The sequence below is a fragment of the Novosphingobium sp. PhB55 genome (genome assembly GCF_004368805.1).
Taxonomy (GTDB): domain Bacteria; phylum Pseudomonadota; class Alphaproteobacteria; order Sphingomonadales; family Sphingomonadaceae; genus Novosphingobium.
Map to the genome: position 1 here is coordinate 303304 of NZ_SODQ01000003.1, position 13201 is coordinate 316504.

Genomic DNA, 13201 nt, shown 5'->3' on the forward strand with positions numbered 1-13201 from the left:
GCCCGAGAGGCGTTTCCGCCGCGTTCGAAATTGCTCTAGGCTAAGGCCATGAATCCCCGTCGCGCCTCCATCGTTGCCGCCGGTGCCGTGTTTTGCCTGGCGCTGTCCTTTGTCGCTACCCGGGTGCGGGGGCCGGTCTTCATCGGCCAGCTCGAACGCGAGGCGGAAGCCGTGCGCAACCAGGCCGGTGGTCCCGGCGTCGATCTCGCCTTTCGCGACCGCTATGGCTGGCTGACCCGGCACCCGGTGCTGTCGGGCGGCGAAAGCCTCAATTCCGAAACCCGCAAGCGCGTGGCCGCCGCCGTGGCCGGCGTGCCCGGGATCGGCGGCATATCCTGGTCGAGCGAGGGCGACGGCGATGCCACCAAGCTGCGCTGCCAGGACGATGTCGAGGCGATCCTGGCCAGTCGTTCCATCCGCTTCACCGAGGCCAGCGCGCGGATCGACCCGGTCAGCGAGCGTCTGCTGGACGAAGTGGCGAAAGCCCTGCGCCCCTGCGTGGGCAGCATCATCGCCGTGACCGGCCATACCGACGCTTCCGGCAATCCCGCGGCGAACCGGGCGCTCTCGCTGGCGCGGGCGGAATCGGTGCGCTGGGGGCTGGTCGGCCGGGGCATTCCCGCCGACGGCTTGCGCGCCTCGGGCGTGGGATCGAAGACCCCGATCGAGGGGCTGGATCCGCTCGACCCCGCCAATCGCCGCATCGAATTCTCGGTCATCGCTTCCGCGCCGGTCAAGCCGACGCCGATCGACACGCCGGGACCGGAATGAGGGCGGCCGGAATGATGAGGTCCGGAATGATGAGGTCCGGAATGAATGGCATCGCCACCGGCGCAGGCCGGGCCGCCGTCAGGGTGCAAATTACGATGAAAGGAGCCGCCGATGCCGCTATGGCTTGAAATGGCCGTTTCGGTGCTGCTGACCTACATGGCAGGTTTCGGCATCGGCTGGCTGGTGTGGAACCGGAAGGGATAAGTTGTGGTGGAAATGATTTCGGCCAATTGGCTGATATTCGTCGTCGCGTTGCTGGTCGGCATCGCGATTGCCTACTGGCTGTTTGCGCGCGCCTCCAAGCCCGCGCCGCGCCAGCATCGGCCCGACGTGCTGGACGAAGGCGCTGCGCCCGCCCAGCGTAACCAGGCCCTGATAGACGATGCGCCGCCCGCCGCGCAGTTCACCGCGCCTGTCCACATCGATCCGCCCGCCATGGCCGGAACGATGGCCGGCATCGGCGAAGTGATCGCCGTGGCCGCGCAAGAGGAAGTCGATGCGGCGAAAACGCCGCCGCAGACGATCGCGGCCGAGCCGGAGGCGGTCCCTGCTCCCGCAGCTCCCGCTCCTGTTGCCGCCCAGGACGCTCCTGCCGAAGGCGATGACTTGCGCAAGATCAAGGGTCTCGGACCCAAGATGCTCACGCTGCTCCATGCCCTGGGCATCACCCGCTTCGCGCAGATCGCCGCCTGGACCGATGCCGACCTGGACGAGCTGGACGGCAAGCTGGGCGCCTTTGCCGGCCGCCCCCGCCGCGACAGCTGGGTGGAACAGGCCCGCATGCTCTCGGCCGGCGATACCGGCGCCTATGAGGAGAAGTTCGGCAAGCTCTGAGCTTGTCGAACGCCACGAAAAAGGGGGCGGGAAGTCTGACTTCCCGCCCCCTTTTTTCTGTCCGGCCGGCGTGTGCCGTTCGGCCTTTGGCCGATCAGGCGGCCTTGACGCCGAAGCGGCCGTGGTTGCGGAACGGCATCATCCAGCGATCGAGGAACAGCTCCAGCGGGCGCGGCGTGATGCCGAGCTGGGCGAAGCCGGGGAGGGTGCCGCTTGCGACATTGCCCGCCTTGAGCAGCTTGAGCTGGTCGCCGCTGATCGGGGTGCCGGGCAGGGCGGCGATCAGGCCAGAAACGCCGTCGGGCAGCTCCGCGAAGCTGCGGTTGCGGCAGGCGGCCTGGGCGATGCGCTTGTTGAGGTCGATCATCGAGATCACTTCGGGGCCGGCGATCTCGAAGGTCTTGCCGCCGTGCACTTGCGGCGCACCCAGCGTTTCCGCGACGGCCAGGGCCACGTCGTCCACGAAGACCGGCTGGAGCTGGGCCTGCGGTGCGAAGACCGGCAGGACCGGCAAGCGCGAGACGAGATTGCCGAACATCATGACAAAATTGTCGTCCGGGCCGAACATGACCGAGGGACGCAGGATCGTGGCGGCGGGGAAGGCGGCGAGCACGGCCTTTTCGCCCTCGGCCTTGGTGCGGGCATAAGCGACGCTCGAAGAAGCGTCGGCGCCAATGGCCGAGATGTGAACGAAGGCAGCGGCGCCGGCGGCCTTGGCGGCGGCGGCGATGCGGCCTGCGCCTTCACCCTGGACGGCGTCGAGATTGCCGGTGAAGGCGCCCACCAGGTTCACCACCGCGTCCGATCCGGCCAGGACGGCGGCCAGCGATTCGGGCTTGGTCACGTCGACACCCGCGAACTGCACCTGGCCAAGGTTGCCAAGCAGCTTGAGGGCGTAGGACTTCTTGGGGCTGCGGCTGGCGATACGCAGGCGCGCACCGCGTGCGAGCAGTTCCTGGGCGACATGCTTGCCGACGAAGCCGCTGCCGCCCAGCAGCGTGACGATCTTGCCGTAAAGAGGGTCGGTAGCTTGGCTCATGATAAGAACGGGTCCTTCAGCGTGGCGCAGGCGCGGCTGAAGGAAGAGTAAGCCGCCTGCGCCGGTTTCGCGCACGATAAGCGCCCTTGGCACAAGGCCGGTTCCCGAGCAACCGGGCGGAGGCTCCGGAAGGAGATTTCGCCTTTTTTCACGCGATTTGAAAAAAGTTCGAGAACGAGCGTTGACAACAATCCGGCCGCCGCTTAGAGGCGCCCTCCTACCCGGCGAGGACGGCAGATCAGCCCCCTCGCTTCCGTGCCCAGATGGCGGAATTGGTAGACGCACCAGCTTCAGGTGCTGGCGCTCGCAAGGGCGTGGAGGTTCGAGTCCTCTTCTGGGCACCATTTCTCAAGCAATTGAGAAGCGTCAGGGGCCGTCGAAAGACGGCCCCTAGTCGTATCTGCCTCCCCCACATTCCATGGTCCGCGATCGGCCGCCTGCAAGCATCGGGTTCCGGACGGGTTGGCTGGCGTAACGGCACTATTACCGCTTTCGGCGTAACCCATGCGGGTGATTCCCGGTTCTTTGGAAGGGCTGCGGGAACCAAGATCGTTTCCACCAATCGAAGCCATAGCCTGGATCCGGACCTTTCGGGTGATGGTGCCGGCCCGGCGGCGGGATTAGTCTGCGAACGGCGGCAGTGCTGCCGCAACCACTGCAGCTTCGAAAGGTCGCAGGCTTGAAGGCGCCGGCACAGCAGTCGATCCCTGCCGTTATCATCGCCGTCACCATCGGCGTCCTCACCGTCTCCGCGGCCTAGGCCATGGTGAAAACCGACGAGATCGGGCGCAAGGCGACGCGGGGCATGGCCGCGACGGGGATGGCGCAGATCGTGAAGGTCTTCACCACCACGGCGACCACGATCGTCGTCGCCCGCACCCTGTCTCCGTCCGACTACGGCGTATCGGCCATGGTCGCGCCGCTGATGGGGCTGATCATGACGTTCCAGAACCTGGGCTTCACCCAGGCCGTGGTGCAGGCGCGCGAGCTGGATCAGGAGCATTCGAATGCGCTGTTCTGGCTGAGCGTCCTCATTTCCATCTTCGCCGCCCTAGTCATGGCCGCCCTGGCCCCGCTGGTGAGCAGTTTCTACGGCGACGTGCGCGCCGGTTATGTCACTGCCGCGACCGGGCTGACCATTCTCGTCACCGGTCTCAAGCTCCAGCACCAGGCCCTGCTCAACCGCGAGATGCGTTTCCATGCCCTCAGCATCAACGACATCGTCGTCGCCGTCGCGACTTTCGTGCTCACCGCGCTCGCGGCACTGATCCTGAAGAACTACTGGGCGATCTGGCTGGGCATCTTCCTGAACGCGGTGGTGAGCACGGTGATGATGTGGCGCGCCTACCCCTGGCGGCCGCGTCTCGGCGTCTCGTTCCGGGGCGTACGCAAGCTGGTGGTCTTCGGCGCGAACCTGACCGGCTTCAACCTCATCAACTTCTTCGCCCGCAATCTCGACAACGTGATCGTCGCCAAGGCCGAGGGCGCCGAGGCAGTGGGCCTCTACGACCGCAGCTACAAGCTGATGCTGTTCCCGCTGCAGAACTTCAACCAGCCGCTGAGCCGCGTCATGCTGCCCGTGCTGGGCCGGGTGCGCGACGATCCGGCGCGCTATCGGCGAGTCTACGAACTGGTTCTGAGGGCGCTGGCGCTCGTGTCCATGCCGGGGATCCTGGCGGCGGCGATGTGCAGCGAGCAGCTCGTGCCCTTCCTGCTGGGCGAGCGCTGGGCGGCGGCGAGCCCGATCTTCTTCTGGCTCAGCCTCACCGCGATCGTGCAATGCGTGCCCAGCACCACGGGCTGGCTCTATATCAGCACCGGCAACACCCGGAACATGATGTACTGGGGCATGTTTTCCAGCACGATCAGTATCATCAGCTTCTTCATCGGTGTCCGGTGGGGCGCGGTGGGGGTGGCCTGCGCCTATTTCACCGGCCAGCTGGCGACCCTGCCGCTGCAATATCACTATGCGACGAGGCGCACGCCGGTGTCCCAGCGGTTCATGTACCTCGTCCAGCTTCCCTCGCTGGCGGGCGGGCTGTTCGCCTGGGGGATCGTGGCGATGGCGCGCGAAACTCTGGTCGCGCGGGGACTGCCAACGGTGCTGCTGCTGGCCCTGGCGGTAGTCGCCAGCTACTTCGGCGCGGTGGCGGCGCAGGCCTGCACGCCGGGCGGGCGGCAGGCGATGGCGGAAATGCTGCGTCTGGCCGGGAACCTCCTGCCGGATCGCTTTCGGCGCGGCAAGGGCCAGCTCGGCTAGGCCAGCCCCGCCCCGCCCGCCCCGCCCCGCCAGCCCAGCCCCGCCAGCCCAGCCAGGACAAACCTGTCCGCCAGGGCAAACCCGCGGCGAAGCGAGCGATCCCCGCCGCCGGCACCCTGTTCCTCCGCGACATCGTCGTCTATGCCAAGGTCTTGAAAGGAACCTGGGTCATGGCCGAAACGCACACCGCGGACGACAATCTCGAAGGCATCAGCGACTACAAGGGCCCCGCCGGCGGCTGGGGTGCGCTGGGTGCGGTGGCGCGGACGGTGCGCGAGCAGATGAAGGCGAGCCCGGACACGCGCGCGCTGCTGCAGATGAACCAGCCGGACGGTTTCGATTGCCCCGGCTGCGCCTGGCCCGACCCGAAGCATACCTCCTCCTTCGAATTCTGCGAGAACGGCGCCAAGGCGGTGACCTGGGAAGCGACCGTCAAGCGCGTCGATCCCGATTTCTTCGCGCAGCACAGCGTCAGCGAGCTGTGGACCTGGAGCGACCACCGGCTGGAGGACGCCGGGCGCCTTACCGAACCGCTGCGCTATGACCCCGACACCGATCATTTCGTGCCGATCAGCTGGGACGAGGCCTTCGCGCGTGCCGGCGCGGTGCTGCGCGAACTGGACGATCCTCATGCCTGCGAGTTCTATTGCTCGGGCCGCGCCTCGAACGAGGCGGCGTTCCTCTACCAGCTTTTCGCGCGCGAGTTCGGGACCAACAATTTCCCCGACTGCTCCAACATGTGCCATGAAGCGACGAGCGTGGGGCTGCCCAAGTCGATCGGCATCGGCAAGGGCACGGTGACGCTGGAAGACTTCGACCATGCCGATGCGATCTTCTGCATCGGTCACAATCCCGGCACCAACCACCCGCGCATGCTCTCGACCCTGGCCGCCGCTTCCAAGCGGGGCGTGCCGATCGTGGTCGCCAACCCCATGCGCGAACGCGGCCTGGAGCGCTTCAAGTCGCCCCAGCATCCCACCGAGATGCTCTCCACTCACGCCACGCCGCTGGCCTCGGCCTATCATCAGGTGCGGATCGGCGGCGACATGGCGATGCTCAAGGGCATGATGAAGCTGGTGATCGCGGCCGATGCGCTCGATCACGCCTTCATCGCCGAGCACACCGAAGGTATCGAGGCGCTCAAGGCCGACCTCGACGCGACCTCGTGGGACTGGATCGAGACCGAGTCCGGCCTGACCCGCGATGCCATCGAAACGATGGCCAAAGTCTATATCGATGCCGAGCGGGTGATCGTCTGCTACGGCATGGGCATCACTCAGCACCGCCACGGCACCCAGAACGTGCAGTCCATCGCCAACCTGCTGCTGCTGCGCGGCAACTTCGGCAAGGAAGGCGCGGGGATCTGCCCGCTGCGGGGCCACAGCAACGTGCAGGGCGACCGCACAGTCGGCATCACCGAGATCCCGACCGAGGACATGCTGGAACGGCTCGACGCCGCTTACGGCATCGCCTCTCCCCGCGCGCATGGGCACAATGCCGTGGAAGCGCTGGAGGCCATGCGCGAGGGCCGCTCCCGGGCGCTGATCGGGCTGGGCGGCAACCTGGCGGTGGCCATGCCGGACCCCGAAGCCTGCTTCGCCGCCGTGCGGGGGCTGGATCTTTCGGTCAACGTGCTCACCAAGTTCAACCGCACCTGCCTGCTCACGGCGGGCGAGACGCTGGTGCTCCCCTGCCTCGGCCGTACCGAGCTGGACGAGCAGGAAGCCGGCGCGCAGTTCGTCACGGTCGAGGACAGCATGTCCATGGTCCATGCCTCACGCGGGAAGCTGAAGGCGCCGGGGCCGCATGTCCGCTCCGAGCCGGCGATCGTCGCGGGCCTGGCCAAGGCCGCCATGCCGCACACGCGGGTGGACTGGGACGGTCTGGTCGCCGACTACGACCGCATTCGCGAAGGGATCGAGCAGGTCTATCCCGATTTCCACGCCTTCAACCGGCGCGTTCGCGAGCCGGGCGGTTTCCGCCTGACGATCCCGCCCAGCGACCGGATCTGGAAGACGCCCAGCGGCAAGGCGCAGTTCATCGCCCACCCCTCCGCGCGCGAAGACGGCGCAAGGTCGATGCTGCTCACCACCATCCGCAGCCACGACCAGTACAACACCACGATCTACAGCCTCGACGATCGCTATCGCGGCGTGACGGGGCGCCGTGACGTGATCTTCGCCAACGAAGTCGATCTGGACATGCTGGGGCTGGCCCATGGCGACATCGTCGATGTCACCACGCCGGCCGGACGCGCGCTCAAGGGCTTCACGGTGGTCAAGCACGCCATCGCGCGCGGCTCGCTGGCGGCCTATTACCCCGAGGCGAATTGCCTGGTGCCGCTGGACGACTACGATCCGGTAAGCGGCACGCCGGCCTACAAGTCGATCCCGGTGGAGATCGTCCGCGCCGCCTGAAAGCCGCTAACCGGGGCGGATCAGAAGGACTGGCGCAGCGAGATGCCGCCGGCGGTGGTGTTCCCCGCCAGCGCGTCGAAGCTGCGCGAGGCATAGAGGTCCAGGTGGAGGCGGTCGGTCAGCTTCATGTTGGCGCTGACGCCCACCTCCCACCACCCGTCCGCGGTGTGCTGCGAATCGAGCAGGCCGGAGCGGGGGACGTTCTCAAGCCCTTCGAACTGGCCGCGCGTCACTTCGGACACGGCATTGCTGGTCCAGTTCCGCGAGACGGAAGCGCCGATGTAATGGTCCGCGTTCTTGCCGAAGGCATGGTCGATGCGCACGGTGCTGCCGAGCGTCCAGGTCGGTTCGCGGGTTTCGAGATCGACGAGATCGGCGAATTCCGGCGCGGGGCGCAGCAGGCGGCCTTCGGCATAGGAGCCGACGACCGTGGGGGTCACGAACCAGCGCGGCGAGAGGGGGAAGATGCGCCCGAAATCGCCGCCCAGCGCGTAGTAGCCGCTGCTTTTCGCGCCGGTGCTCTCGCGGCTGCCGCGCTCGGTGGTGATCCGGCCGTAGTCCTGCCGGCCGTAGCTGGCCCAGCCATCGACCACCCAGTTGTCGAAGTTGCCGCCGGCGCCGAGAGTGGCAACGTAATAGTCAGAGGGCAGCGCCGTATAGGCCTGGATCAGCGTGCCGTGATAGCGCATCAGCCCGCCCCGCACATAGCCCCGGCCGACCTGCCGGGTCAGCGAAAGCGATTGCCAGGACCCATCCGGGCCATCGTCGCGGTTGCTGACCCCGGCAGAGGCGGTAACCGTCCAGGGCGCGGCGCGGAGCGGGGGCTGATCGGCATTCGCGGGATCTTCGGCACTCGAGTCGGCAGCGGCCGGAGCAGCCTCGGTCGAAAGGGTTGCGCCTTCGGGCGTGGCGCTCGCTTCGAGTAGCGGCGCCGTATCTTGCGCCAATGCCGGAGACGACAGGGCGGCCGCGCCTGCCAGCAGCAGGCAGGCCGGCAAGGAATGCAGCATCAGGCGGCCTTTCGCAGGGTCGGATCGAAGGCCGCTGCCGGCACGGTCACGCGGGCGGCGAAGCCGTCGCCGCCGTGCACGAAATGGACGTCGCCGCCATGGGCGCGGGCGATCGAGCGGCACACCGCCAGGCCCAGGCCGGTGCCGTTCTGCCCCGACTTGCGGGCGGTTTCCGAACGATAGAACGGCTCGAAGGCGCGGTCGAACTCGTCCTCGGGGATACCCGGCCCGGCATCGACGATCTCCGCCACGGCCTCACCGTCGAGGAGGCTGACGCGGACCTTGGCGCTGTCTCCGTACTTGATGGCGTTTTCCAGCAGGTTGCCGAGCAGGCGGCGAATGCCCACCGGGTCGACTTCGACGGGAATATGGAGATTGTGCTCGATCGTCACCTTGCCGCCCACCAATTGCGCATCGGCGACGCTGCCGGCGATGAGATCGGCAAAATCGACGCGCTTGCGCGGGCCGGGGGTGGAGGCATCGCGAATGAAGGCGATGACCTGGCTGATCATCGCTTCCATCTCGGTCACTTCCTTGAGCAGCCCCTCGCGCTGGTCGTCCGGCACGTCCTCGATGCGGAAGCGCAGGCGGGTGAGCGGGGTGCGCAAGTCGTGGCTGATGGCGCCGACCATCGCCGTGCGGTCGTCCACGAAGGCGCGCAGCCGATAGCGCATCTGGTTGAAGGCATTGGCCGCGCGGCCGATCTCGGCCGGGCCGGAGAGCGGCAGGATCGTGGCCGAAGGATCGCGGCCGAGTTGCTCGGCGGCCTGCGCGAAGTCCTTGAGCGGCACGACGATGCGGCGCGCGAACAGCCAGGCCAGCGGGCTGATGATCGCCAGGGACAGCGCGAACCACAGCATCACGCGCTTCTGCCAGGCATTCGGGAAGGGCTCGGCGCGGGGGGCGACGGCCAGCCACTGGCCGTCCGGCTGACGGGTGGCGGCTACGAAGTCACCCTCGATGAATGGGGGCGAGGTGAGGGCGAAGAAGCTGCCTTCCGCGTGGCGGAACGGGATCGGCTGCGGCGCCCCGGGCACTGCGGGCAGGGGCGTGGCAGTCTCGGCCGCGGACGTTGCCAGAGGCGTGGGCACGGCGGAGGCGCTGGCCGAGGGCGAAGCCAGCGTGACCGGCGGCAGCGGGATCGAGACCGCGACCGGGCGGCTGGCCAGCGTGGGACTGGCGATCGGATCGGGTGTGGCGATAGGCAGGGTGGCGCGCGGGATGTCGTTCATGCTCGGCATGACCGGGGCCGGAAGCCCCCCGCCGATCGCGCCATTGCCCATGGGGCCGGCCATGGGTCCGGTCATGCCGCCCGGCCGCGCGCCCGGGGAGACGAACTGGCCGGGATGACCATCCTGGTTCGCCACGCCGCCCGAGGGATTTCCGGGCGCCGCGGTCTGGCCGCCCGTGCCGGCGCCGGGCGCGGCATTGCCGGGGGTCTGGCCGCCGGATGGCGCACCGGGCTGGCCTCCGCCAGGGCGCTGGCCGCCCGGCGCGGCGCCGGGAACCTTGCCGCCGGGAACCTTGCCACCGGGCATGGCGCCGCCCGGAACGTGGCCGCCCGGCCTCGCGCCGCCGCCCGGCATCGCGGGGCGGGGCATGGACGGAACGTGCGGCATCGATCCGCCCGGAGGCATGCCGCCGGGGAAGTGCCCGCCGGGCATGCCGCTGGGACCGGGAGCGCCGCCCGGCGGAGGGCCACCGGGGATCGACTGGGCATCGGCCGATCCCACCAGCAGCCTGGAAACCCTGGCGCCGGGGCTGATCGCCGCGCCCTTGCTTTCCACCATCGCCAGCGGGGACCGGGCATTGCTCGGCACCGCGACGCCGCCGACAGGAAGCTGGGTGTAGAAGGCCAGGACCACGTCCTTGCGGTGCCGCCCGAGTCGCTGGGCCAGGGCATCGCGCGAGGATTCCGAGACCAGCCAGCCCTGTCCGCTCACGTCGGGCGGGCCGACCATGGGCTTGCGCTCCAGCCGATCGGACAGATCGCCGGTGGTCAGCGCGCTGGCGACTTCGTCGATGTTCCACCGGGCCGTCGGGCTGGGAGGCAGGATCACCGTGAGGCCGAGCGTCACCAGCTGCGCACCGATCAGCGCGCAGACGAGGATGACGATCATCTGCATCGCCAGGGGCAGTCCGAGTCGGTTGGTCAGGCGGGGCGGGGTCATGGCTGCGCCATTGCCACGAATCGCCCGCTATTTCGAGCCGTGGCATTCTGAGCGGCGGCTTCAGCGCCGAACCTGCGGATTGTCGCCAAGGCCCGGGCGAAGGATGGGCCGGAGGAAGTGGGGCTTGCCGACGGATATTGCGGCGCGGGCTCGGAAGAGAGGGACACCGCTCTTCCGAACCCGCTCCGCGCCCCCATCATGCAGCGGGACGCTGCCTGGCGGGGACGGTCACCTCGTGGCCTGTCCGGCGATCGTGCCGGAGGGCAATCTCTCTGTTGGCCAGCCCGCCTGGAGCCGCTGGCACGAAGCGCCGGGTACCACCGATTTGTGTCACTATCGGGTAGGGTTTCCGGCCATCCTCGGAGCGATATAATTCCGGGGCCGTCGCAGGACAGGGCGGGTGCGACTACGTGACCTGTCGCTGCGACGGACCCGGCGCCGTCCGGCGCCTTGGCGGTGGCTAACCGGACGGCGGTTCCGGCCGTTCCGGAGGAATGCAGCATCGCCGCGAAGGCAACGGGGGATGTCGCCGAAGACGCGCTGCAGTCCATCCAGGACGGAACCTGACGAACTCGAATGTTCATGTCGCTGGATTTTGCGGTTCGAGTTTGCCTGCGGATTTCACGCAGATTGCAATGGCGTTACCGGGCTGTCGCAAGCTGTATCGCCGCTGAAATCCGCGTGGAACACGGGGTTCCTATCGGCGCACAATGATCCTAGAACGTGCCCCGATGGACCTCGAAACCCGCATCCTCATCGTCGACGACGATGACGGCATCCGCTCGCTCATCAGCGAGTTCCTGGGAAAACACGGTTACGCCACCGAGACGGCCGCCGACCCCAGCGCCATGCGCGAGCATCTGGCGCGGGAGCACTTCGATCTCATCGTGCTGGACGTGATGATGCCGCGCGAGGACGGGCTGACGGCGCTGCGCGGGCTTGGCCCCGATGCGCCGCCGGTCATCATGCTTTCCGCCGTGGGCAGCGATGTCGACCGCATCGTCGGGCTGGAAATGGGTGCCGACGATTACCTGGCGAAGCCCTGCAATCCCCGCGAGCTGCTGGCCCGCATCCGCACGGTGCTGCGGCGGCGCGCCGGGGCTGGCGGCAGCGCCGCGGTGGACCGCGTCGTCTCGGCCGCCACCGCCCGTTCCGGCGCCCCGGAACCGCGACCGGTCAACGACATCCATTCGGGCGAATGTCTCTATTTCTCCGGCTGGCGCATGGACGTGGGCCTGCGCCTGTTGTTCGATCCGGCCAATCGCCTGATCTCGCTTTCGGATGGCGAATTCCGGTTGCTCCGCGCCTTTGCCGAGCATCCGCGCCGCGTGCTCACCCGCGACCAGCTTCTCGACTGGTCGCGCGGGGAGGACAGCGACCACTACGACCGCGCCATCGACGTTCAGCTTTCGCGCCTGCGCCGCAAGCTGGCGGAAGGCGAGGGCGGCGGCGACATCATCCGCACCGTGCGCAACGAGGGCTATCTTTTCGTGCCCTCCGTGTCCGGAGACATTTCACCTGCATGACAGCCCGGCCGCTACGGCAGGGCGTTTCGCCATGGAGGTGAAATGCACCTGAAATCCGATCGCAAACGCCGGCTTTCAATCCTCGTCGTGACCTGATCCGCGACGCCGGTCTCCCGGCCCCGTCGCGCGACTTGCGACACGCGGGGAGATTGCAATGGAAGACTACCATCAAGACCACCATTCGGGCGGGGACCTGGACTGCGACCAGGGGCATCACGGCGGCCTGCTTCACGACCTGAAGACGATCGGTGAGAATATCATGGGTCGGCGCCGCGCGCTGGCCATCCTGGCCAGTGCGGGAGGCTTCACTGCCGTTACCGCCTGCGGGGGTGACGACGGTTCCACGTCGACCAACAGCGGATCGACCGCCACGACGAGTTCCACCAGCACGTCGAGCACGAGTTCGACCAGCACATCGTCGACCAGCACCTCTTCCACCAGCTCCGGCGGCACCTCCTCCAGCAGCTGCATCGCCGATCCCACCGAGACCAACGGGCCTTACCCCGCGGACGGCACCAACAGCGCGAGCGGTTCGACCTCCAACGTGCTGACCGTCAGCGGCGTGGTGCGTTCGGACATCCGCTCCAGCTTCATCAATTCCACGACCACGGCAGACGGGGTCAAGCTGGAGCTGACCTTGCAACTGGTGGACGTGAACAACGGCTGCGCCGCCATTGAGGGCGCGGCGATCTACGTCTGGCACTGCGATGCTGCGGGCAAGTACTCGCTCTATTCCAGCGGGGTCACCACGGAGAGCTACTTGCGCGGCGTGCAGGTGACCGATGCCGAGGGCAAGGTGACTTTCACCACGATCTACCCGGCCTGCTATTCCGGGCGCTGGCCGCATATCCACTTCGAGATCTTCACGGGCGGCCTGACTTCGGCCAGCACGGGCCGCACGGCCAGCCTGATCTCGCAGCTGGCCATGCCGGCGGCCACCAACACCGCGGTCTTCACCGGCGACACGCGCTACACCGCCAGCATCGCCAATTACAACGCGATCTCGATCTCTTCGGACAATGTCTTCGGCGACAACAGTTCGGCACAGATCGCCCAGATGACCCCCACGCTGAGTGGCAGCGCCACGGCCGGATATACCGGCACCGCGCTCATCGGCATCGCCACCTGACCGGCGCTCCATCGTAATCGCCGCCCCGAAAGGGGCGGCTCATC

At 67.8% G+C, this 13201-nt stretch carries 9 protein-coding genes and 1 tRNA gene; 7 read left to right on the forward strand and 3 right to left on the reverse strand.

Annotated elements, in window-relative coordinates; translation table 11 throughout:
• Positions 1-48: 48 nt before the first annotated feature.
• Together EDF57_RS08910 and EDF57_RS08915 are read left to right on the forward strand one after the other, a co-directional pair.
• A complete protein-coding gene (locus tag EDF57_RS08910) occupies positions 49-771 on the forward strand; it encodes an OmpA family protein (protein WP_134093947.1) in 723 nt (240 codons plus the stop codon).
• A gap of 216 nt (positions 772-987) precedes the next feature.
• Positions 988-1605, forward strand: a complete 618-nt coding sequence (locus tag EDF57_RS08915) for a hypothetical protein (protein ID WP_134094164.1) — start codon at positions 988-990, stop codon at positions 1603-1605.
• 94 nt (positions 1606-1699) lie between these two features.
• On the opposite strand, the gene EDF57_RS08920 is transcribed toward EDF57_RS08915, so the two are convergent.
• Positions 1700-2644, reverse strand: coding sequence for a complex I NDUFA9 subunit family protein (locus EDF57_RS08920; protein ID WP_132268353.1), 945 nt, complete (start codon positions 2642-2644; stop codon positions 1700-1702).
• A gap of 257 nt (positions 2645-2901) precedes the next feature.
• Between EDF57_RS08920 and EDF57_RS08925 the strand changes: the two genes are divergently transcribed.
• From EDF57_RS08925 to EDF57_RS08935, 3 genes are all read left to right on the forward strand, one after another.
• Positions 2902-2988: transfer RNA gene (locus tag EDF57_RS08925), tRNA-Leu, on the forward strand.
• Positions 2989-3407: 419 nt separating this feature from the next.
• Entirely contained in the window at positions 3408-4904 is a 1497-nt protein-coding gene (locus tag EDF57_RS08930; protein ID WP_134093948.1) for a lipopolysaccharide biosynthesis protein, read from the forward strand.
• A gap of 170 nt (positions 4905-5074) precedes the next feature.
• Positions 5075-7321 carry an FdhF/YdeP family oxidoreductase gene (locus tag EDF57_RS08935; RefSeq protein WP_134093949.1) on the forward strand — a complete coding sequence of 749 codons (2247 nt, stop codon included), beginning with the start codon at positions 5075-5077 and terminating at the stop codon, positions 7319-7321.
• Positions 7322-7341: 20 nt separating this feature from the next.
• Here the strand turns inward: EDF57_RS08935 and EDF57_RS08940 are convergent, their stop codons facing one another.
• Together EDF57_RS08940 and EDF57_RS08945 are read right to left on the reverse strand one after the other, a co-directional pair.
• Positions 7342-8331, reverse strand: coding sequence for an autotransporter domain-containing protein (locus tag EDF57_RS08940; RefSeq protein WP_134093950.1), 990 nt, complete (start codon positions 8329-8331; stop codon positions 7342-7344).
• Positions 8331-10502 (reverse strand): ATP-binding protein, encoded by a 2172-nt coding sequence (locus tag EDF57_RS08945; protein WP_134093951.1) that lies wholly within the window; start codon positions 10500-10502, stop codon positions 8331-8333. Before EDF57_RS08945 ends, EDF57_RS08940 begins: the two co-directional genes overlap by 1 nt.
• Before the next feature lie 710 nt (positions 10503-11212).
• Here EDF57_RS08945 and EDF57_RS08950 point away from each other — a divergent pair.
• Together EDF57_RS08950 and EDF57_RS25430 are read left to right on the forward strand one after the other, a co-directional pair.
• On the forward strand, positions 11213-12028 hold the full coding sequence (locus tag EDF57_RS08950) for a response regulator (protein ID WP_243840969.1): 816 nt from the start codon (positions 11213-11215) through the stop codon (positions 12026-12028).
• A 154-nt stretch (positions 12029-12182) separates the two neighbouring features.
• Positions 12183-13157 carry an intradiol ring-cleavage dioxygenase gene (locus EDF57_RS25430; RefSeq protein ID WP_166675213.1) on the forward strand — a complete coding sequence of 325 codons (975 nt, stop codon included), beginning with the start codon at positions 12183-12185 and terminating at the stop codon, positions 13155-13157.
• Positions 13158-13201: the final 44 nt, after the last annotated feature.